Annotated in this window: 19 protein-coding genes and 5 tRNA genes; 9 read left to right on the top strand and 15 right to left on the bottom strand. The window is 56.2% G+C overall.

The features are described from left to right. Positions 1–329: 329 nt before the first annotated feature. From ACQE2I_RS13990 to ttcA, 3 genes are all read left to right on the top strand, one after another. A complete protein-coding gene (locus ACQE2I_RS13990) occupies positions 330–2,159 on the top strand; it encodes a DUF294 nucleotidyltransferase-like domain-containing protein (protein ID WP_427028664.1) in 1,830 nt (609 codons plus the stop codon). Positions 2,160–2,164: 5 nt separating this feature from the next. Continuing rightward, positions 2,165–2,818 (top strand): DNA polymerase III subunit epsilon, encoded by a 654-nt coding sequence (locus ACQE2I_RS13985; protein WP_427031476.1) that lies wholly within the window; start codon positions 2,165–2,167, stop codon positions 2,816–2,818. Between the two features lie 86 nt (positions 2,819–2,904). Then, positions 2,905–3,825, top strand: a complete 921-nt coding sequence (gene ttcA / locus ACQE2I_RS13980; RefSeq protein WP_427028663.1) for a tRNA 2-thiocytidine(32) synthetase TtcA — start codon at positions 2,905–2,907, stop codon at positions 3,823–3,825. On the opposite strand, the gene fnr is transcribed toward ttcA, so the two are convergent. The 11 genes from fnr to ccoN all read right to left on the bottom strand — a co-directional run bounded on the left by fnr (position 3,818) and on the right by ccoN (position 14,949). Further along, the gene (gene fnr / locus ACQE2I_RS13975; RefSeq protein ID WP_427028661.1) at positions 3,818–4,564 is read right to left on the bottom strand and encodes a fumarate/nitrate reduction transcriptional regulator Fnr; all 747 of its coding nucleotides are present in this window, start codon (positions 4,562–4,564) and stop codon (positions 3,818–3,820) included. The two genes, ttcA and fnr, sit on opposite strands and share 8 nt — an antisense overlap. A gap of 84 nt (positions 4,565–4,648) precedes the next feature. Then, positions 4,649–6,082: an oxygen-independent coproporphyrinogen III oxidase gene (hemN, locus tag ACQE2I_RS13970; protein WP_427028660.1), complete on the bottom strand. Its 1,434-nt coding sequence runs from the start codon at positions 6,080–6,082 to the stop codon at positions 4,649–4,651. Between the two features lie 78 nt (positions 6,083–6,160). Beyond that, the gene (locus tag ACQE2I_RS13965) at positions 6,161–6,853 is read right to left on the bottom strand and encodes a sulfite exporter TauE/SafE family protein (protein ID WP_427028659.1); all 693 of its coding nucleotides are present in this window, start codon (positions 6,851–6,853) and stop codon (positions 6,161–6,163) included. Then, complete coding sequence (gene ccoS / locus ACQE2I_RS13960) at positions 6,850–7,095, bottom strand: cbb3-type cytochrome oxidase assembly protein CcoS (protein WP_427028658.1); 246 nt, start codon at positions 7,093–7,095, stop codon at positions 6,850–6,852. Before ccoS ends, ACQE2I_RS13965 begins: the two co-directional genes overlap by 4 nt. Then, positions 7,092–9,560, bottom strand: coding sequence for a heavy metal translocating P-type ATPase (locus ACQE2I_RS13955; protein ID WP_427028657.1), 2,469 nt, complete (start codon positions 9,558–9,560; stop codon positions 7,092–7,094). The genes ccoS and ACQE2I_RS13955 overlap by 4 nt, the downstream gene beginning before the upstream one ends. Next, positions 9,557–10,093, bottom strand: coding sequence for a FixH family protein (locus ACQE2I_RS13950; RefSeq protein WP_427028656.1), 537 nt, complete (start codon positions 10,091–10,093; stop codon positions 9,557–9,559). The genes ACQE2I_RS13955 and ACQE2I_RS13950 overlap by 4 nt, the downstream gene beginning before the upstream one ends. 5 nt (positions 10,094–10,098) lie before the next feature. After that, the gene (gene ccoG / locus ACQE2I_RS13945; RefSeq protein ID WP_427028655.1) at positions 10,099–11,538 is read right to left on the bottom strand and encodes a cytochrome c oxidase accessory protein CcoG; all 1,440 of its coding nucleotides are present in this window, start codon (positions 11,536–11,538) and stop codon (positions 10,099–10,101) included. A gap of 204 nt (positions 11,539–11,742) precedes the next feature. Next, complete coding sequence (gene ccoP, locus ACQE2I_RS13940) at positions 11,743–12,672, bottom strand: cytochrome-c oxidase, cbb3-type subunit III (protein WP_427028654.1); 930 nt, start codon at positions 12,670–12,672, stop codon at positions 11,743–11,745. Next, entirely contained in the window at positions 12,669–12,893 is a 225-nt protein-coding gene (locus ACQE2I_RS13935) for a cbb3-type cytochrome oxidase subunit 3 (protein WP_427028653.1), read from the bottom strand. Before ACQE2I_RS13935 ends, ccoP begins: the two co-directional genes overlap by 4 nt. A 3-nt stretch (positions 12,894–12,896) precedes the next feature. Further along, positions 12,897–13,505: a cytochrome-c oxidase, cbb3-type subunit II gene (gene ccoO / locus ACQE2I_RS13930; protein ID WP_427028652.1), complete on the bottom strand. Its 609-nt coding sequence runs from the start codon at positions 13,503–13,505 to the stop codon at positions 12,897–12,899. Positions 13,506–13,524: 19 nt separating this feature from the next. Next, complete coding sequence (gene ccoN, locus ACQE2I_RS13925) at positions 13,525–14,949, bottom strand: cytochrome-c oxidase, cbb3-type subunit I (RefSeq protein WP_427028651.1); 1,425 nt, start codon at positions 14,947–14,949, stop codon at positions 13,525–13,527. A 177-nt stretch (positions 14,950–15,126) separates the two neighbouring features. On the opposite strand from ccoN, the gene ACQE2I_RS13920 reads away from it, so the two are divergent. The 6 genes from ACQE2I_RS13920 (at position 15,127) to ACQE2I_RS13895 (ending at position 16,595) form a co-directional block, all read left to right on the top strand. Then, positions 15,127–15,882 (top strand): alpha/beta fold hydrolase, encoded by a 756-nt coding sequence (locus ACQE2I_RS13920; protein ID WP_427028650.1) that lies wholly within the window; start codon positions 15,127–15,129, stop codon positions 15,880–15,882. Between the two features lie 70 nt (positions 15,883–15,952). Next, a tRNA-Val gene (locus ACQE2I_RS13915) sits at positions 15,953–16,028 on the top strand. Positions 16,029–16,089: 61 nt separating this feature from the next. Then, a tRNA-Asp gene (locus ACQE2I_RS13910) sits at positions 16,090–16,166 on the top strand. A gap of 56 nt (positions 16,167–16,222) precedes the next feature. Beyond that, positions 16,223–16,299: transfer RNA gene (locus ACQE2I_RS13905), tRNA-Asp, on the top strand. Between the two features lie 67 nt (positions 16,300–16,366). Then, a tRNA-Val gene (locus ACQE2I_RS13900) sits at positions 16,367–16,442 on the top strand. Between the two features lie 76 nt (positions 16,443–16,518). After that, a tRNA-Asp gene (locus ACQE2I_RS13895) sits at positions 16,519–16,595 on the top strand. A gap of 108 nt (positions 16,596–16,703) precedes the next feature. Here the strand turns inward: ACQE2I_RS13895 and ACQE2I_RS13890 are convergent. The 4 genes from ACQE2I_RS13890 to glcD all read right to left on the bottom strand — a co-directional run bounded on the left by ACQE2I_RS13890 (position 16,704) and on the right by glcD (position 21,063). Continuing rightward, positions 16,704–17,105, bottom strand: a complete 402-nt coding sequence (locus ACQE2I_RS13890) for a heme-binding protein (protein ID WP_427028649.1) — start codon at positions 17,103–17,105, stop codon at positions 16,704–16,706. 93 nt (positions 17,106–17,198) lie between these two features. Beyond that, the gene (gene glcF / locus ACQE2I_RS13885) at positions 17,199–18,431 is read right to left on the bottom strand and encodes a glycolate oxidase subunit GlcF (protein WP_427028648.1); all 1,233 of its coding nucleotides are present in this window, start codon (positions 18,429–18,431) and stop codon (positions 17,199–17,201) included. 14 nt (positions 18,432–18,445) lie between these two features. Continuing rightward, on the bottom strand, positions 18,446–19,546 hold the full coding sequence (gene glcE, locus ACQE2I_RS13880; protein WP_427028647.1) for a glycolate oxidase subunit GlcE: 1,101 nt from the start codon (positions 19,544–19,546) through the stop codon (positions 18,446–18,448). Between the two features lie 17 nt (positions 19,547–19,563). Then, positions 19,564–21,063: a glycolate oxidase subunit GlcD gene (gene glcD, locus ACQE2I_RS13875; protein WP_427028646.1), complete on the bottom strand. Its 1,500-nt coding sequence runs from the start codon at positions 21,061–21,063 to the stop codon at positions 19,564–19,566. Between the last annotated feature and the right edge of the window lie 121 nt (positions 21,064–21,184).

Genomic DNA, 21,184 nt, shown 5'->3' with positions numbered 1-21,184 from the left:
TTGGCTACTTTAAATACATGCGCTGCGTTTAATGGTCAGTGGCTGTTAGTCACTATCGATACTTTGGTCGCGTGCCTAAAGTCGCTTCGACCTTAGCGTGATAGCTAAAGGTATAACAAGGTTCTACTTGCTACTTGGGAAGTGAATCCTTTATACCCGTATAGTCACCTTCATATAATAACCGATAACTGCTTTCTGAAGCGTTGGAGTAGTCCAGTTTGTGTGGGCCAGCATCGAGTCACGATATTTATTTGTTTTTTCTTATGTCTGCTAGCTCGTCTTAAGGTAAAACCCGATTAGTCGCAGCCCGTTTAATGAGGTCATACCCCATGGTCGATGTGGATTTATCCCAGCTGCCGTTTACGCTTCTTGACGATGAGGGGCGTGAGCATATTCGCCGTGGCATTGACCTTGCCTATTTTGACCGTAATGAAATTATTTTAGAAACCGGGCAAGCAGGCGAATTTGTTTTTCTGATACATAAAGGTGAAGTCGCCGAAATAGATCCCACGCTGCCCTCGTCAACGTCGCGTATTGGCCTCTATACGGCGGGGGATCTGTTTGGTGCGATTAGCATCCTCAATGGTAAAAGCCGCTATCGCTTTAAAGCCGAGCAGGAGTCTCTTTGCTATTTGCTGCCCAAAGCGCTGTTTCAGCAGCTTTGTCGTCACTACCCCGAGTTCAGCAATTTCTTTCGCCAGTCGTTGACCCATAAGGCGCGCTTACTGACCGAAAAACGCGCCGAAGGGGGCGTCACGATGGCGGGCTTTATGCTGGCCAAGGTAAGCGAGTGTATGCGTGAGCCGCTGGTAATGGCGGCGTCTACCGATATTGCTAGTGCCGTGAGACAGCTCAACGAAAGCCACGCCGACAGCCTGCTGGTAGAGACTCAAGGCAGGCTAGGCATGGTGACTAAAACGGACCTGCTCAATGGGTTGGTGTTGGGCGGTAGCAGCGTGTCATCGCCGGTTGATGAAATCGCCCATTTTAATTTGGTGACCGTCGCGCCAGATCAGTATTTATTTGAAGTATTGGTACTGATGACCCGCCATAAAGTGGCGCGGGTGGTGGTGCTGGAGCAGAACGCGCTGAAAGGCGTTGTGGAACTCACCGACGTGCTTAGCTATTTCTCAAGCCGCAGTTACGTCGTGAGCCTGCAGGTAGAGCAGGCAACCAACTTGGAGGCGCTTGCGGCGTCCAGCCAGCGTACCCCGGAGCTGGTCAAAGCGCTGATGGCCCAGGGCGTTAAGCTGCGCTTTGCGATGGATCTGCTCGCCGCGTTGAACGGTCGTATCATCAGTAAAGCCTGGGAGTTCACGATTGATGAGCGTTATCACGAGCAGAGCTGCATGATGGTGATGGGCAGCGAAGGGCGCGGTGAACAGATTCTAAAAACGGACCAGGATAACGGCTTGATTCTGGCCGATGAAACCCAATGGCCTGACCTTGCCAGCCATATGCAGACGCTCACCGATACGTTGATTCAGCTCGGTTATCCGCCGTGCCCCGGCAATATTATGGTGTCTAACCCCGAGTGGGTGGCCACGGTCTCGCAGTGGAAAGGCCATATTGCCAAGTGGGCCAGAGAGCGTGATGGCGACAGCCTGATGAAGCTGGCGATTATGCTCGACGCCCATGCGGTGGCGGGTAACCCAAGCCTGCTTGAAAGTGTCCGTGACGAGCTGTTTGAACGCTGCTCCGGCGATGAACTGCTGCTCTCCTACTTTGCCCGCACGGCGCTGCGTTTCTCGACGCCGCTGACGCTGTTTGGCTCGTTGAAAAAGCCCCAGCACGGTATCGATATCAAAAAAGGCGGCATTTTCCCGATAGTTCACGGTGTGCGCACCATGGCGCTTGAGCGGCGGATTAAAGCCACTTCAACATTCGATCGGCTTGATGCCCTGGCTGTCGATGGCCGTTTGGATCGCCGCTTTGCCGATGACCTGGGCGAAGCGTTGGCGCTGTTTTCCGAGCTGCGTCTCAAGCAGCAACTGGCCGCTTTAGACACAATAAGCGCGTCGCAAGACGCGAACCGCACCAACCGTGTTGTGGTGCAAAACCTGTCTTCCCTGGAACGCGACCTACTGCGCGAAGCGATGCATATTGTCAAAGACTTTAAGCAGCGGCTTTCCCATCGTTATCATTTGGAGTATTCGTGAGCGGAATGCGGCTGTTAGATCGACACGTAGCGCTATTTAGTGGTTCATTGCGCACCTTGTTGCGCCGCGAAAGTGATCGTCGGCGTTGTGCTGATTCGCCCTATGCGTGGCTGTTTCAACCTTATATGGGCGAGGAGCTGGTGGCACTCGCCTGTACGGTAGCGCCCACGCCATCATCGCCGGTGATCAGCCTGGCGGCGGTGGTGCTGAGCCGGCAGCAGGTACGAACCAGCTGCGCTTTTGTGATGACGTTAGGCAGCACGAAACAGCCCGAAAACGCGACGCTGCGCCGTCATCATCTGCTATGCGAGGCGGGGGAAGTGCAGTTGCCAAGTCGCGAAAACTTGAGCGCGTTAGTGGAGTTTATCGGCAATCGGCCCATTGTGGGTTGGCAGTTAGAGCAGCGCATTGGAGCGTTAAATGCACTGCTCAGTAAGCGGCTGAATTTTGCTCTGCCCAACGCCCAGGTCGATGTGGCAAAGCTCCATCAGCGCCAGCTGCGGCGTTTGCACCCGGAGATCGAGTCACCCAGCAGCTTTACCCAGGCGCTGGCGTGCTGGCAGGTGCCTGCCATGGGCGTGCAGAGTGTGCTGGGTGAGGCAACCGCCAGCGCGCTGCTCTACATGCGCCTGCAACGCGTCATGGCGGAAGCCGCTTAGTTATCAGTGTTGGGTCAGGCGGTGAGTGTTGTTAGAATGGCGATTATTTTTCTCTCACGCCTTCTACCCTCGGCAGTGCCTATACCATGCAATCTCTCGATCACTTTGACCCTGCTCACTATGACAACGTTATAGCCGCCCCGGCTAACCCTGAGGGCGATCAGCCTGAGCTGGCTGATGTTAAGCAAAAGCGTGAATTTAATAAGCTGCAAAAGCGTCTGCGCCGGGAAGTTGGCAACGCGATTATTGATTACCAAATGATCAATGAAGGCGACCGCGTAATGGTGTGCCTCTCCGGGGGTAAAGACAGCTACACGATGCTAGAGATTTTGCGCAACTTGCAGCGCAATGCGCCGGTCAATTTTTCTTTGATCGCGGTTAATCTGGATCAAAAACAGCCAGGCTTTCCCGAGCACGTGCTGCCTGCTTATCTGGATAAGCAGGGCGTGGAGTATCACATTGTCGAGCGTGACACCTACTCGGTGGTGAAGGAGAAAACCCCCGAGGGAAAAACCACTTGCGCGCTCTGTTCACGGCTGCGCCGCGGCTCGCTGTATGGCTTTGCCGAAGAGATTGGCGCCAATAAGATTGCCCTGGGCCATCACCGCGAAGATATTCTTGAAACGCTGTTTCTGAATATGTTCTTCGGCGGCAACCTGAAAGCGATGCCGCCCAAGCTGCTATCCGATGATGGTAAGAATATCGTTATTCGGCCGTTGGCCTACTGCAAAGAGGCGGATATCGCCGAGTTTTCGCGGCTGATGGCGTTTCCGATTATTCCCTGCAACCTGTGCGGCTCCCAGCCCAATATGCAGCGCCAGGTGGTCAAAGAGATGCTCGCCGAGTGGGATAATAAATTTCCTGGCCGCCTGGAGAGCATGTTCAAGGCCGTCACCAACATTGCCCCTTCCCAGTTGGCTGACCGCAGCCTGTTCGATTTTGAAGGCCTCGAGGCCAAACAGGCAGAGCTACTGGCGGGGCGCATCCAGGCCTTTAACGTCAGCTAACCGTTTGCTCCTCCTCTTCGGCGAGGGTAATCAAGCGCTGGATATCGAGAATGTTAACCTCCCGCCCGGAGACCGCCACCACACTCTGCTGCTGAAAGCGGCTTAGTATGCGGCTGACCGTTTCCACTGCTAGGCCCAGATAGTTGCCTATATCAGCCCTGGGCATTGAGAGGCGAAAGCTGTAAGGCGAGTAGCCCCGGCGACGAAAGCGCTCCGAGAGCGTAATCAAAAAGCTCGCCAGCCGCTGATCGGCGGTTTTACGCGAAAGAAGACGCATCATACGCCGGTCATCGCGCAACTCTTTGCTCATACTGCGATAGAGCTGCCCACGCAGTTCGGGCAACTCCTCCGAGAGTAAATCCAGTCGGTCAAAAGGAATCTCACAGATGGTGGTAGTTTCCAGGGCAATCACGCTACCGGGGTAGTGCTCTTCATCGATCCCATCCAACCCGACCAGTTCGCTGGGGAGGTAGAAATTGGTCAGCTGCTCACTGCCGTTACCTTCGGCGGTGATCTGTTTCAAACTGCCCGAACGCACTGCGTAAACGCTGGTAAAGGCGTCACCCTGTCGAAACAGTGGCTCGCCTTTTTTCAGCGGCGCCCGGCGACGAATAATGGCGTCGAACTGCCCCATATCTTCCAGCTCAAGGGCAAGCGGCAGGCACAGTGAGCTAAGGCTGCAGGTTTGGCAGCGGGCTTCATGGAGTAGCGAGCGCCGACGGCTCAACGGTTCCAACATGCGTTGCTCCTTGAGTGGGTCATACTTATCAATTAGAAAATCCTTACTTATTGTAATTGCCTTAACATGCCTGCAATAAGGTTATTAAACAATCTTAGAGTATCGTTGTACCGCTTGCCCAGAAAGATGGGCATCAAACGCCATGGCGATATGTCGAATCAGCAGTCGTCCCATCGGTGTGGCGTTAAGCTGGTCACCGCTACTGGTCAGGAGGCCATCCTGCTCGGCGTCCTGCAGGAGCTCAAGCGCTGGCGCAAAGTAGCGGGGGGCATCAATGTTCCAGCGTTGGCTAACGGCGGCTAGGTCAATGCCCATATCGCACATCAGCCGTTCAATCACATCCCGCCTGATTAGATCGTCATCACTCAATTGCACGCCACGCACGGTGGCAAGCTGGCCCTGATCCAGCGCCGCTTCGTAGCGGGCCAGGTCGCTAGGATTCTGCGCATAGACGTCATCAATGCGCGAAATCGCCGACACGCCAAGCCCGATTAAATCGCACTGGGCGTGGCTGGAGTAGCCTTGGAAGTTGCGCTGTAGCGAGCCGTCGCGCTGGGCAATGGCCAGGCTATCGTCAGGCCGGGCAAAGTGATCCATGCCGATATGCACATAGCCTGCTGCGGTGAGCATCTCGATGGTGGTGCGTAGAATTGCCAGCTTCTCTTCACCGCCCGGCAAATCATCGACATTAATACGTCGCTGCGGAGCAAAGCGCTCGGGCATATGGGCGTAGTTAAATACCGAAAGACGCGCTGGGTTTAGCTCAATCACCTGGCGGAGGGTATTCGCAAAGCTCTTTTCTGTCTGAAACGGTAAACCGTAAATTAAGTCGAGGTTAAGCGAGCGAAAGCCCAGGCGGTGCGCCTCCTCCATCAGCGTTTCGGTAAGTACCCGCGGCTGAATGCGGTTAATCGCTTTCTGCACCAGCGGGCTTAAATCCTGCACGCCCAGGCTAATGCGGTTAAAGCCTAGCGACTGCAGGTGGCGCAGGGTAAATACATCTGCTTCCCGGGGATCTATTTCAATCGCGTAATCGCGATCAGCAGAGGACGAAAGGCCAAAACGGGCATCCAAGCGATCAATCAGGTCGCCCATCTGATTCAAGCTAAGAAAGGTCGGCGTACCGCCACCCCAGTGCAACTGCTCCACCGGTCGTGAGGTATCCAAGTGGCGTGCGGTCAGTACCATTTCACGGTCGAGCCGGGATAAGTAGGGCTCGGTCAGGGCGGTGTTCTTGGTGGCGATTTTATTACACGCGCAGTAGAAACAGATCTTGCGACAAAAAGGCACGTGAACGTACAGCGACAGCGAACGCTGGCTGGCATTGCTACGCTCTAGCGCCTGGGTCAGATCGCTGGAGGTGAATTGGTCATGAAACGACAGCGCCGTGGGGTAAGACGTGTAGCGTGGTCCGCTGGTGTCGTAGCGGCGCAGCAGGGCTTCATCCCACACCGGCTGCACGGGCGCTGCCGCCACAGACGAGGCAAGAGGTGAAACCGCAGGGGCATGAACGGGCATGAAGGGGCGCTCCGACGTGAGGTAATGCCGCTAGCCTAACCCATGGCGAAAGCGTAAAGATTGAGCCATGTCATGCTATTAGAGGTTGTGTGCCGTAAGTGTCCAGAGCTGCCACAGTGCAAACGCGATAATCGTTAGCGCCGCCACGCTGCGCGTCGCCGGGTGACGAATTAAATGACTGAGCTGGCGAGCAGCGAGGCCCGTGGCAAGCAGCGCCGGCAGGGTGCCCAGCCCAAAGGCGCCCATAAGTAGCGCGCCCTGCAGCGGGTCGGCAATCGCCAGGCTCCAGGCCAGCATGGAGTAGACCAGCCCGCAGGGCAGCCAACCCCACACGGCACCCAGCGCGAAGGCCTGGGGGATATGCACCACGGGCATTAAGCGCCGTCCCACAGGCTCGATAAAGCGCCATAGGCGGCGACCCACGGCTTCCACTTTGAGCAGCCCCTTCCACCAGTTGGCGATATACAGCGCCATGAGGATCAGCATCAGCGCGGCAAATACTTGAAGCAGTAGACGTGCAGTAGCCGAGAGAGAAAACAGTGTGCCGAGCAATGCCACCAGGGCGCCTGCGCTCATGTAGCTGATAATGCGCCCTGCGTTATAGCTGAGCAGTAGGCCACCCATACGCACAGGATGGCGCATGCTGGGGGGGACCGCAAAGGTGAGCGCGCTCATAATGCCGCCGCACATGCCGATACAGTGGGCGCCTCCCATCAAGCCAAACACAAACGCCGCTAATAGCGGTGGCAGATCAAGCCCGGTCGGATTCATGGCCGAGGTTCTGAGTCGTCGGGTGTGTCTGCATCTGGTGGCGTAGCCGGTTTTTGCGTGGCTTGCTGACGCTGACGGCGCTGTTCGGGGGTGAGGTCGTTTTCATCGTCATCGAACAGAATGCGGTGCGCGGGGCCTTCCAGGTCGTCGAACTGGTCATTTTTCACCGCCCAGAAAAATGCCCAGACAGCGAAGCCGAGTAAAATCAGTGAAAGTGGTATGAGTAGATAGATAATCGTCATGCGGTCACCGGTTTTGAAGCGCCGGGCACTGGCGCGGGCTGAGGCCGCCAGCGTGATAGCCGTAGGGCGTTACCGACCACGACTAATGAGCTAAGCGACATGCCGATAGCGGCTAGCCAAGGCGGCACCAAGCCCATGGCGGCCAATGGCAGCGCTGAAACGTTGTAGCACACTGACCAAATCATATTCTGGCGCATGATACGCCGTGTCGCGCGGGAAATCTCGATGGCCTCAAAAATCCGCATCAGGCGTGGGCTGAGCAGTACCGCGTCGGCACGGGTGCGGGCGAGATCCGTCGCACCATTCATGGCAATCGCCACATCGGCGCCGGCCAACACCGGCACGTCGTTGATGCCGTCACCAATCATCACCACTGTTTCGCCGGCAGCTTGAAGTTCTTTCATCCGGACGAGTTTACCCTCCGGACTGGCGCCCGCGTGCCAGGTGGCAATGTTGAGCTGATTGGCCAAGCTTTCTACGGCATCCTGGGTATCCCCAGAGAGCAGCTCCACGTTTAGGCCTTTATCCTGCAGCGCTTTGATCGTGGCGGCAGCATCATCGCGAACGCCGTCATGCAGACCAAACCAGGCGCGGGGCGCGCCGTCTTCGCTGAGCAGCAGCCACTGGCCCTTGGCAGGCGCCGTGGCGGGCTCGTGGGTGGCGTCATCCATTGCAAAGTCAGGCTTGCCCAGCCGCCAGCGGGTGCCATTTAAGGTGCCTTCTAGCCCTTTCCCTGTGTGGCTGCGGATATCTTTGGCATGTAGCGTGGCATCGCGGAACGGCTGAAAGGCGCGGGCAATAGGGTGCTCCGAGTGGGCCTCAAGGGCAGCGGCAATTGCCTGGGCACGCTCGCGGGTTAACTCGCCGACCGGGTTGGTTTGGGTAAGCTGCATTTCGCCGCGGGTCAAGGTGCCGGTTTTATCAAAGATTACTCGGGTAACGTTGGAGAGCGTCTCCATGGCGTCGGCGCGGGTAATCAAAACGCCGCGCTTGCGCAACTGGCCGTGGCCTGCTGTCAGGGCCGCAGGGGTGGCTAGCGCCAGGGCGCAGGGGCAGGTCACCACCAGTACCGAAAGCAGCACCCACAGCATTCGCGAGGGGTCGATAAACCACCAGGCGATGGTGACGCAAGCTGTGACCACGAGCAGGCGCAGCACAAATAAATGAGCCATGCGCGCCGCCATCTGGGCAAGCCGTGGGCGGCTGGCAAAGGCGCGGTCGGTAAGGTCGACAATGCCCGCTACTCGGGCATCGTGGCCGGCGCGGGTCACCCGAACGACCAGCGGGTTCTCCATGTTCTGGCTGCCGCCAGTAATCGTGTCGCCCACCCGGCGAGTCACGGGTAGATATTCACCGGTCAGCATCGATTCGTCCAGGCTCGACTCGCCTTCCTCGATAATGCCATCGGCGGGCACGCCGTGACCGGGCTTGATCACTATGCGCTCGCCTGCGGCGAGTTCGCTGGCGGGCAAGATGCGTTCGCTGCCATCCTTTTCCAGCCGCGTGGCCGAAATGGGCAGCACGCCGCTGAGCGCATTGCCGCTATGGCCGCTGCGGCGCCGGGCGCGGCCTTCCACGTAGCGCCCAAACAGCAAAAAAAAGGTAAACATGGCAACCGAGTCGAAATAGACCTCGCCTTCGCCAAGCAGCACCACATAGCTGCTAGCTAGGTAGGCGCCGCCAATCGCCAGCGATACCGGTACATCCATGCCCAGTATGCCTGTGCGCAGGTCGCGCCAGGCGTTGCGGAAGAACGGCTGGGCAGAGAAAAACACCACCGGCGTCGCTAAGGCTAGCGAGAGCCAGTGAAACAGCGCGTAGAAGTCGTCGCTGATTTCGCCAGGGCCGGAGACATAAATAGGGATCGAGAACATCATCACCTGCATCATGCCAACGGCAGCAATAATCAGCCGACGCACGTTCATGCGCTCTTCCTGTTGCATGCGCGTTTGAGCTTGGTCCGGCTCGTAGGGCTGGGCGTCGTAGCCAATCGCCGCCAGCTCGGCCAGCAGTTGAGAGAGTTTTAGCTGCTTAGGGTCCCAGCTCACACGCAGGCGGTGGTGGGTTAAATTCACCGCGCTGGAGGTAATCCCATTCAGCGCATTCAAACGATGCTCAATCAGCCAGGCGCAAGCGGCACAGGTGATGCCCTCAATGGCGAAAGTGGCTTTTACGTTGCCCTCATCGCCATCGGGATGCACAAATTGGGACTGTAAGCCGGGGTCGTCAAACACTGCCCAGGTGTCCGCCTTGGCGGCCTGGCGCTCATCCGGGCGTTCGGGAAGTTCGGTACGGTAGCGGTAGTAGCTCTCGAGCCCGCCACCGACGATTGCATGGGCCACCGCTTCGCAGCCGGGGCAGCAAAGTGGGTGGGTGTGTTCATCCAGGGTAATCGTCCAGGGGGCCGCAGTGGGCACCGGGTTACCGCAGTGATAGCAGTCAGAGGCAGGCACCGTGTTGCTCATTCGCTCTCTTTATGCCCTCCCGGTAGTAACGCAACGCTATCTTCGTCTGGAAAGGTGGCCTCTCCAATCAACCGCCAGTCATCGTCCTGTTGCGCAGGCTGAAGCTGTATATACCAGCGGTAGCGTAGGTTGTCGGGACCTTGGGTGATATAACGGCCATCGCGGACGTGCTCAAGCACAAAGGAGTGATCGCGATCATCTTCGGTGGGGAAGATGAAGTCTAAATAAAGGGTGTCCGGGCGCGTATCGCCAGCTAAATCAACCACAATATCGCTGGTGAGCGGATCAAGGCGCAGATCCGCGCTTAGGTTCAATTCGCGCGCGCGCTCTTGCTTGGCAAAGACCCTGTTAATGGCTTTGCCGTGCTCGTAATAATCTTCCTGGACAACCATGCCATCGAAACTCTTGACCGACATAATCGCAAAACTAGTACTGACAATGATGGAAGAGGATAGCAAGCCGATTAAAAACCATGGCCAAAACTGCTTATACCATGGGGTTACCTTATCACTAGAGGGTAAGGGGGATGACATCGTCGTTATCTCCTAATGTCGCCCAGAAAGCTAGTTTCGCGTTCCAGATGAATGCGCTCGTCTTGCTGAGCTTGTAATAAAAATACAATAGTGTGGCTGGGCTGTTGAATTGCCTCGGCATCAACAGTGGCGGTGACCACTTGTAGGCGTGACTCACCGGCTGGAACGTTAATGGTCTCATGGTCTAGGGTTAATCCTGCTAGGCCTGATACGTTGAGCCGATAGGTATGGTCTTGATCATCCAGGTTGCGCACCGTCAAACTATAAACGTTGCTAATACGTCCATCGCGGGTCGTTTGATAGAGTTGGGTGCGTTCTCGCTCGGCCTCAAAACCAAGCGGCATACGGACGTTTATAGCCCAGGCAAACGTGCCCATCATCAACACCAGCGCGGCAAAGTAGCCTAGCAAGCGTGGGCGCATAATATGACTCTTTTTTCCCTCCAGTGCATTTTCAGTTGTATAGCGTACCAGCCCTCTCGGGTAACCCATCTTGTCCATGATGCTATCGCAGGCATCGATACAGGCCGCGCAGGAGATGCATTCGACCTGCAGGCCGTCACGGATATCAATACCGGTGGGGCAGACCTGCACACACAGGTCGCAGTCGATACAGTCGCCGTAGCCAGCCTCGCGGGCCTCTAAGTGGCTAAGCCCTTTTGGGCGATGGCCGCGGGGTTCACCGCGGGACTCATCGTAAGAGACAATCAGCGTGTCGCGGTCAAACATGACGGACTGAAAGCGGGCATAGGGGCACATATAGATGCACACTTGTTCGCGTAACCAGCCTGCGTTCAGGTAGGTAAATACCAGGAAAAAACCAACCCAAAAGTAGGACCAGCCATGGGCTTCAAAGGTGGGTAGCTCTATCACTAAATCACGAATCGGCGTGAAATAGCCCACGAAGGCGATGCCGGTGGCGAGAGCAATCAGCAGCCAGGCGGTATGCTTAGCACCTTTGCGCCAGGCTTTAGTAGCTGTCATGGGTTGTTTGTCCTGCTTGATACGCCGGTTGCGCGAGCCTTCGATACGGTGTTCAAGCCAGATAAACAGGAAAGTCCAAACGCTTTGCGGGCAGGTATAGCCACACCATACCCGGCCAGCAAAAACGGTAATAAAAAACAGCCCAAAGGCGCAGATAATCAGCAGCCACGATAGCAGGATGAACTCCTGGGGGTAGAACGTGGCGCTAAAAATATGGAATTCACGATTAGGCAGGTCGAATAGAATTAACGGCCGACCACCGATGTTAATCCACGGTAAGAGAAAAAATGCCAGCATTAACGCCCAGTTGGCGCTGCGCCGTAGCTTCTGGAAAACACCTTTAATTTCACGTACATAGATATGACGCCGTTTAGCATACATGTCTTGCTTAACGGCATCTTGCGGTGGGGTGTGATGTTCCACTGGGTTAGGTGTGATGTCTTGGCTTGGTATCTTTTCCATGGCGGTATTCCCGGCTCCGAAGGCAGGAGAGGTTGCACCTGGGTGCTTAATCCATTTAGACGCTGGGTCAATTTAGATGCTGAGAAAAAATTAGGTGCTTGGCCAACATTGTATCGGGTTGCGCATAAAGAAAGGGTGCGGTTTGAGGCCGCACCCTTGCTTATCTAGCGCTGCTGACGTTTATCGCTATTTGTCAGCGCTACCTCAGTCTGCTAAGCGCAGGCTATACACGTAGGCGGCGACCAGGTGAACACGCTCTTCACCAATATAGGCCGCTTGCGCAGGCATATGGCCGTTCCGGCCATTGCGCAAGGTTTGCCGTATAGAGTCACCCACTTCTTGACCCGGCGCCAGGTAGAGCCAGGTATCGTTAGTCAGGTTAGGTGCACCAAGGGCCATGTTGCCTGTACCGCTAGGGCCATGACACGCGGCACAAACGGCCATAAAGGTGCTTTCGCCCTGTTCTGCAGGTGCTTCGTCATGTTCTAGCTCAGACAATGACAATACGTACTGAGTGAGGTTTTCAATATTGTTAGCACCTAACTGTTGCCAAGACGGCATCAGGCCGTTACGGCCATTGTTTAGGGTGGTTAGGATATTGTCTGGCTCTCCACCATATAACCAGTCGTCGTCGGTCAGATTGGGAAAGCCGTAGCCGCCCTGGGCATTGGAGCCGTGGCACACTGCGCAGTTGTTTTGATAAATACGTTCTGCGACCAACATCGCCTCAGGATCATCGGCAAGCTCAGGAATAGGCACTTCCTGATAGCGGGCAAAAATCGGTGTAAAACGCTCTTCGGCATCGGCGACTTCCTCTTCCCACTGGCCCTCTTGGGTCCAGCCAAGCACGCCAGCGTAGTTACCAAGACCAGGGTACAAGACTAGATAACCCAGTGAGAAGACAACCGTTAAGACAAACAACTGGAACCACCAGCGAGGTAGTGGGTTGTCGTACTCTTCGATGCCATCGGCGGCGTGGCCAGTGGTTTCTACATTACCTTCAGCGTCCGGCGTTTTATCGGTGCGACGGTTGGCAAATAATATCCAAACGGTTAGCGCGATGGTGCCCAGCGTGATGACAATGATCCAGGTGCTCCAGAAGCTGGATAAGGAGTCACCCCATAAATTATTCATAGTTTTTTATCTCCCCTGTCGTCGTGGGAACGCGCTGCGCTATCGCCTTCGAGCGATGCATGCTTGTCACTGGTCGGTTGCTCATCGTCGTCGGCAAAGGGCAAATTAGCTGCTTCGTCGAAGTCTGGCTTGCGTCGCTTGGAGTACGCCCAGAGGGCGATGCCGATAAAAGCGATAATCAAGAGCAGCGTGATGAGTCCGCTAAATGTTCCCATGTCCATAACTTAACGAGTGCCTTCGAGTACGGTTCCGAGCTGCTGTAGATAGGCGACCAGGGCGGTGATTTCCTGGGTGCCGCGTACGTCTGCAGTGGCGTTGGCGATATCTTCGTCGGTATACGGCACACCTAATTGACGCAACGTGCGCATCTTGTCAGGCGTGGCGTCACCATCGAGGGTGTTTTCAAACAGCCAGGGGTAAGCCGGCATGATTGACTCGGGCACTACATCGCGGGGGTTGTAGAGGTGAGCACGATGCCAGTCGTCGCTATAACGGCCACCGACGCGGGCAAGGTCCGGCCCAGTACGCTTGGAACCCCACAGGAAGTTGTGCTCATAGACCAGCTCCCCGGCCACGTTATAGTGGCCGTAGCGTTCGGTTTCAGCGCGGAACGGGCGCACCATCTGCGAGTGGCAGCCCACGCAGCCTTCACGGCGATAGATACCGCGGCCTTCCAGCTCCAGCGCAGACAGTGGCTCCAAGCCATCAACCGGCTCGGTGATCTTCTTTTGGAAGAAAAGTGGAACGATCTGAGCCAAGCCGCCGAAACTGATCACGACAAGGATCAATATGGCAAGTAGGCCAACGTTTTTTTCGACAATCTCGTGTTTCATTGGTCTCAACTTCCCCGGTTTAGGCAGCTTGTGGTGCTGAATGGCTGATGGCCTCACGACGCTTAACGGTCATGTACACATTGAACGCCATGATCAGCATGCCGGTGACCCAGAAGAGGCCGCCGATTAAGCGAACAAAGTAGCCCGGTGCGCTGGCTTCAACGGATTCAATGAAGGTGTACATCAAGGTGCCATCAGGGTTAATCGCCCGCCACATCAAGCCTTGCATAATACCGTTCACCCACATGGAGGCGATGTAAAGCACGGTGCCGATCGTCGCCAGCCAGAAATGCACGGCGATTAGGCTGACAGAGTGCATTTCAGTACGCCCGAAAACACGCGGGATCATATGGTACAACGAGCCAATCGTAATCATCGCTACCCAGCCAAGTGCACCAGCGTGAACGTGGCCAATGGTCCAGTCGGTGTAGTGGGAGAGCGCATTCACGGTTTTGATCGCCATCATCGGGCCTTCAAAGGTGGACATGCCGTAGAAAGACAGGGCAACCACTAAGAAGCGCAATGTAGGGTCTGTCCGCAGCTTATGCCAAGCGCCTGACAGGGTCATCATGCCGTTGATCATGCCGCCCCAGGAGGGAGCCAGTAGGATGATTGACATGATCATACCCAAAGACTGTACCCAGTCGGGCAGAGCCGTGTAGTGCAGGTGGTGCGGGCCGACCCACATGTAGATCATGATTAACGCCCAGAAGTGGACGATGGAGAGACGGTACGAGTAGATCGGGCGTTCAGCCTGTTTCGGCACAAAGTAGTACATCATGCCTAGGAAGCCAGCGGTCAAGAGGAAACCCACCGCGTTATGGCCGTACCACCACTGCACCATGGCATCCACGGCTCCGGCGTAAACCGAGATAGAGTACATCGGGGTAACGGGGATCGCCGCGTTATTAACGATGTGCAGCACCGCAATGGTCAAAATAAACGCGGCATAGAACCAGTTCGCCACATAAATATGAGACGTGGTGCGCTTTTTAATCGTCATTAGGAAGACGACGGCATAGCTGATCCATACGACCGCGAGCAAAATATTAATCGGCCACTCCAGCTCAGCGTACTCTTTGGTCGTGGTGTGACCCATAGGTAGCGTCACGACTGCTGAGATAATGACTGCTTGCCAGCCCCAGAACGTAAAAGCCGCCAACTTGTCAGAGAAAAGCCGTGTCTGACAGGTGCGCTGAACAACGTAGTACGACGTGGCAATAAGCGCCGAACCGCCAAAGGCGAAAATAACGGCGTTCGTGTGTAACGGACGCAGACGCCCGAAGCTAGTCCAAGGTAAGCCAAGGTTCAGTTGCGGCCAAACCAGTTGCGAGGCAAGGATGACACCGATGGTCATTCCCACAATGCCCCACACAACGGTCATAATCGCGAACTGCCGAACTACTTTGTAGTTGTAGGTCGGGTGTTCAAATGCTGTGTTCATGTCATATTCCCATCGAACGCGGTTAGGGGGTAACCCATTGCATTTTGCATTAGCATTTTGCACGGGTGCGACCACCCGCTTGATGATGCAGGTCAAGATCCGACCAGGATTCTAGCGCAGCCGAGGCTTAAGCTGAACATGCCAATAGATTAATCGCTGAATTATTAGGAGTGGTGCGTGTCATATTACGCTTTTTCTGGCTATCTCTCAGTAACGCCCGAGGGGTTAAAAAGGGCTCTTGAAGACCGCCCAAACAGTAGCTTCCTGGTGCAAGGCATGGGCCCGCTGGCGCTCTATGGTGAAGCCAAAATAGGTCGCCTGCTGTTTGCTCACGGCGCAGGTGCCGGGCAGCAGTCACTTTACATGCGTCAATTTGTCACCTCTTTGACTGGCCGGGGTATCCAGGTTGCGTGTATTGATTTCCCCTACATGCAGCAGATACAGGAAACCGGGAAGCGACGGCCACCGCCACCCATTGCCCAAACCCTTGGCCAGTTTGCCGAGTGGTACTCGCTCCTCAGTGGCCTGTTAGCCGCACCGCTATGGGTGGGTGGGAAATCGATGGGCGGCCGCGTAGCAACACTGTTAGCCAGCCAGCAAAAGTGTCCCGGCGTTATTGTGGCCGGTTACCCGTTTCATCCTACTAAAGCGCCTGAAAAACTTCGCTTAGAGCACTGGCCAGCGATTGAATGCCCGCTGCTGATTCTGCAGGGCGAGCGAGATCCATTCGGCACGCGGGAAGAGGTCGCAGGCTATACGTTGCCCGCTAATGCGCAGCTTGCTTGGTTAAAAGATGGCGATCACGATTTCAAGCCGCGGCGCTCTTCTGGGCTAACCCAAACGGTTTTGATTGACGAAGCCACCCAGGTTGCGGCATCCTTCGTCCGCGCTCACAGCCAAGGCTTAACGGAAGAGAGCAACGCGCTGGTTTAAATCACCGTTTTAAACGTAGCGTGTTGACATTAAACAAACCTTCTGTAGAATGCAGCGCCACGTGACCAGCGGGTGGTTAGCTCAGTTGGGAGAGCACCAGCCTTACAAGCTGGGGGTCACTGGTTCGAACCCAGTACCACCCACCATTTTTAAAAAATGGTTTGGAAACGTGAAGTAAAAGTTAGATTAAGATTTGATGTGCATAGCGGACCGGTAGTTCAGTTGGTTAGAATGCCGGCCTGTCACGCCGGAGGTCGCGAGTTCGAGTCTCGTCCGGTCCGCCATCATCAATTCAGTATCTGCTTAGTAGTGCTAGCTTTAAAAAGTGTTATCGCTATGCGGACCGGTAGTTCAGTTGGTTAGAATGCCGGCCTGTCACGCCGGAGGTCGCGAGTTCGAGTCTCGTCCGGTCCGCCACGATAACAGTTAAGCTAGATTGGCAAGTGCTAATAGACGGTTGTTAATAGGCAGTTGCTAATAGATCGGGTGGTTAGCTCAGTTGGGAGAGCACCAGCCTTACAAGCTGGGGGTCACTGGTTCGAACCCAGTACCACCCACCATCGCCTAACCTTTTTAAGCGCCTCTGAACCGTTTATAAATGTTATCCTGATGGTTGTTGTTGAAGTGCTTTTACGTGGACCGGTAGTTCAGTCGGTTAGAATGCCGGCCTGTCACGCCGGAGGTCGCGAGTTCGAGTCTCGTCCGGTCCGCCATTAAGCATTTATATTGTTAGCGGCATTAGCCGAACGAATTCAAAAAAAAGCCCGGATCATTGATCCGGGCTTTTTTATTGCGTGCAGCCCGTAGGCCGCACGCTAGCATTAGCCGATAGCGCTAACGCCTGCTTTGGCGACTTGCACATCCTGGTCGGGTTTGACGCCGGAAATGCCGACGGCACCGACCACATGGCCATCAACCGTAATCGGGACGCCGCCAGAAAGAAGGCCTTGCAGGGGCGCAGAAATAAACGCGGTGCGGCCACCGTTAATCATCTCTTCAAACACTTGGGTCTCTTTGCGGCCTAGCGCAGCACTGCGCGCTTTTTGGGTCGCGACTTCAGCGCTGAAAGGGGCAGCGCCGTCTAGGCGACGCAAACCGAGTAGGTGACCGCCATCGTCAGTTACCGCGATAGTCACCGGCCAGCTATTGCTATCAGCTTCTTTTTGCGCTGCGTCTAATACGTTAATGACATCGGCTTGAGCGAGAATGGCTTTTTTTTGCATGCTTAAATCCTATTAATGGTAGGGAGTGAAGTTGCCGCGCCCAGCATAGCAGCGCGACCAGAGGTTATGAATGCTAAGTGTTAGCGAAAAACGCTACGTGAGCGCCGCATCGACGATTTCCACCCAGTGACGTACCGGGGTGCGATTGGCGCCTGCCAGGTGCGTTTGACAGCCGATATTGGCGGTGACAATAACGTCCGGCTGTCCGGCCTCAAGCGCGTTCATTTTATGGTCGCGCAACTGAGTGGCAAGTTCAGGCTGAGTGATTGAGTAGGTGCCCGCCGAACCACAGCAGAGATGAGCATCCTGCACTGGGGTTAACGCAAAACCGAGCTTGCCCAGTACGCCTTCCACCGCGCCGTTAAGCTTTTGTGCATGCTGCAACGTGCAAGGGCAGTGGAACGCCAACCGCTTCGACTCTTTCACGTTCAGTGCCTCTAAGGGTTCATCGCGCAGGATTTCGACGATATCTTTAGCCAAGGAGCTAACCTTTTGCGCTTTAGCCGCGTAATCAGGGTCATCCTTGAGCATATAACCATACTCTTTAACAAACGCACCGCAGCCGCTAGCGGTTTGTACAATGGCTTCGGTGCCTTGTTCGATGTACGGCCACCAAGCATCGATATTGGCACGCATGCGCGCTCGTCCATCGTCTTGGGCGTTGAGGTGGAAGTCAACGGCGCCACAGCAGCCCGCTTCAGCGACCGGCGTGATGCTGATGCCGAGCCGGTCAAGAATCCGCGCGGTGGCCGCATTGGTATTGGGCGAAAGCCCCGGCTGTACACAGCCCTCCAGGATTAGAACCTGGCGAGCATGCTTGTGGGCATCAGGGCGCGCGCCAGCATCCACCGGGTCTGCGGGCATTTTATTGCGCAGCTTGGCGGGTACCAGCGGCCTAAAGGTTTGCCCCAGCTTTAGCAGCGCCTGAAAGCGCTTGGGGTCGACCATCATCTTGCGCAGCGCATAGCGCTGGGCACGCTCAGCCGCTGGGCGGGGAACACGGCGCTCAATTTCGGCACGGCCAATGTTAAGCAGCTTATGGTACTCCACGCCGGAAGGGCAGGTGGTTTCGCAGTTCAGGCAGGTTAAACAGCGATCAAGGTGCAGGCGAGTCTCATCGGTGACTTGGTCGTCATCGTCTTGGCTCTCGAGCAGCTCCTTCATTAAATAGATGCGCCCGCGGGGGCCATCGCGCTCATCGCCTAACAGTTGATAAGTAGGGCAGGTAGCATTACAAAAGCCACAGTGCACACAGGTACGCAAGATGCGTTCTGCTTCCTGGATATGCGGCTTCTGACGACCGGCATCGGTAAAGTGCGTCTGCATGTCAGCTCTCCTGATTAAAACGCCGCATAAAGACGACCGGGATTAAAAATGCCATGGGCATCCAGCTCCGCCTTCAGGTTACGGTGATATTTTTCCACTACCTTATTGAGCGGTGTGAAAGGCTCGACGGCGCCGCCCTGAGCGTGCGACGTGTAGCAGGTGGCATGGCCGCCTGCCGCTGTACAGGCAGCGCGCAACGTACTGGCGTCTAGGGAGGTTTTTAGCCATCTCTGACAGCCGGCCCAGTCATAGAAGATATCCGTTTCAGGGATATCCAGCTTCAGTGGCGCGGTGTGTGGCGGCAGCGATAGCCGCCACAGGGCTTGGCCATCGTTAAGCTGAAAGAACGCGTGGCTATGATCGCGCAGCGAGGTCCAGAAGCTGGCGTCAAGCGGCTCGCCACCCAGGCGTGCTTGGGTCGCGCTGACCGAGCTTGTGCCCCCCTCTAAGCGCAGAAATAGCTCGTCGTTATGCCAGGCCGCAGCGGTAATCGGCAGCGGCTGACGGCCCAGCTCGGCGAGTTTTTTAAGCGCGTCGGCTAGGTTAAGGGACAGGCGTAAACTGTGCGTGGCAGTGGGAATAGGCAGCACTTTAAACGAGATATCGGTTAGCACGCCGAGGGTGCCCTGGGCGCCTGCCATTAAACGCGAAAGGTCGTAACCGGCGACGTTTTTCATCACTTCACCACCAAAGCGCAGCAGCTTGCCCTCTTGGGTGATCACCCGCGTGCCCAGTACAAAATCACGCGCGGCCCCCGCCCAGGGGCGGCGTGGCCCGGAAAGGCCCGTGGCGACCGCGCCACCAATGGTAGAGGCTTTGCCAAATATAGGCGGCTCGAAGGCCAGCATCTGGTGGTTTTCCGCCAGCGCGGCGTGGAGCGAGCTTAGCCGCGTACCGGCGCGCACGGTGACAACCAGCTCCACGGGATCGTAAGACACAATGCCGCTATGGGCCGCTAAATTTAGCGCTTGGCCTTCCACCGGACGGCCATAAAAGGCGCGCGTGTCTCCTCCTACAATACGCAGCGGTGTACGCTCGGCGTAGGCGCTGCGAACCTGTTCGCACAGCTGTTCGGCGATATCTTGGTCGGCAGCGTGTATCGCTAGTTCGGTCATGGTGGTTCCTTATGGCATCAGAAGCGTGGCAGCTCCGGATGCGGTAACTCGTTGTTATGCACATGCATGGCGCCAAATTCCGCACAGCGCGCCAGGGTGGGAATATTCTTACCTGGGTTAAGCAGTCGCTGTGGATCAAAAGCGGCTTTCAAGGCGTGAAAAACGCTAATTTCATCCGGCTGGAACTGGCTGCACATTTGGTTGATCTTTTCGCGACCCACGCCATGCTCGCCGGTGATTGAGCCGCCCGCCGCTACGCACAGCTCAAGAATCTTGCCGCCCACCTCTTCGGCAAGCGCCAGCTGGCCCTCTTGATTGGCATCAAACAGAATCAGCGGGTGCATATTGCCATCGCCGGCGTGGAATACGTTGGCGACCGCCAAGCCGCTCTGTTCGGAAAGTGCGGCAATGCCTTTTAGCACACGCGGGAGTTCGCGGCGTGGAATGGTGCCATCCATACAGTAGTAGTCCGGGGACATACGACCCACCGCCGGGAAGGCGTTCTTGCGACCCGCCCAGAACTTGGCCCGCTCGGCTTCGTCGCGCGCCTGCTGAATATTGGTCGCCCCGGCTTTTTCCAGCACCCCGCGCACGGTATCGCAGTCGTCGTCTACGTCGGCTTCGACGCCATCCAGCTCGCAGAGCAGAATGGCTTCGGCATCCAGCGGATAGCCGGCTTTAACAAAATCCTCGGCGGCTTTAATCGCCAGTTTATCCATCATCTCTAGGCCACCGGGAATAATGCCCGCGGCAATAATATCGCCGACGGCGCGCCCGGCTTTTTCGACATCGTCGAAGCTCGCCATCAGCACTTTGGCGGTTTCCGGCTTGGGCAGCAGCTTGACGGTGATTTCGGTGACCACCCCGAGCATGCCTTCGGAGCCGTTCATTAGCGCCAGTAAGTCAAAGCCGGGGGCGTCGAGGGATTCAGCGCCCAGCGTCATGGCCTCGCCCTCAATGGTGAGAACGTCCACACGCATCACGTTATGCACCGTCAAGCCATATTTTAAGCAGTGCACGCCGCCCGCGTTTTCAGCCACGTTGCCGCCGATTGAGCAGGCAATTTGCGATGAAGGATCCGGCGCGTAGTAAAGCCCATAAGGCGCCGCGGCTTCAGAAATCGCCAGATTGCGCACGCCGGGCTGCACCCGCGCCAGGCGGGCATCAGGGTCGACTTTGAGAATTTGGTTAAAGCGCGACATCACTAAAAGCACGCCCTGTTCCAGCGGCAGCGCACCGCCGGAAAGGCCGGTACCCGCGCCGCGGGTGACCACCGGTACACTTAGCGCATGGCAGCGTATAAGCAGCTCTTTCACCTGGTCAAGGGTCTCAGGCAGTGCCACCAGCATGGGTAGCACGCGATAGGCCGCCAGCCCATCGCACTCGAAGGGGCGCAGGTCTTCTTCGCGGTGCAGCAGCGTCATCTCCGGCACGGCTTGCTGCAGGTCGGCTAAGACCTCGCTTTTATCGCGCCGAACTAGCTCACCGTCCAGGCGCTCATCAAAGAGGATATTCATCACGACACCCCAGGCTTATTATCATTAAAGGTAAATGCTAAAACGGTTTGTATGTCTATCCTTCGCACAGCATGGGCTCAATTTGGGCTTTTTTTGTGCGTCTGTCTAGACTGTGGTGCAT

The sequence above is a fragment of the Halomonas sp. H2 genome (genome assembly GCF_050215315.1).
Lineage (GTDB): Bacteria > Pseudomonadota > Gammaproteobacteria > Pseudomonadales > Halomonadaceae > Vreelandella.
The sequence above is the reverse complement of the archived record's forward strand: the minus strand, read 5'-3'. Positions and strand labels throughout refer to the sequence as shown.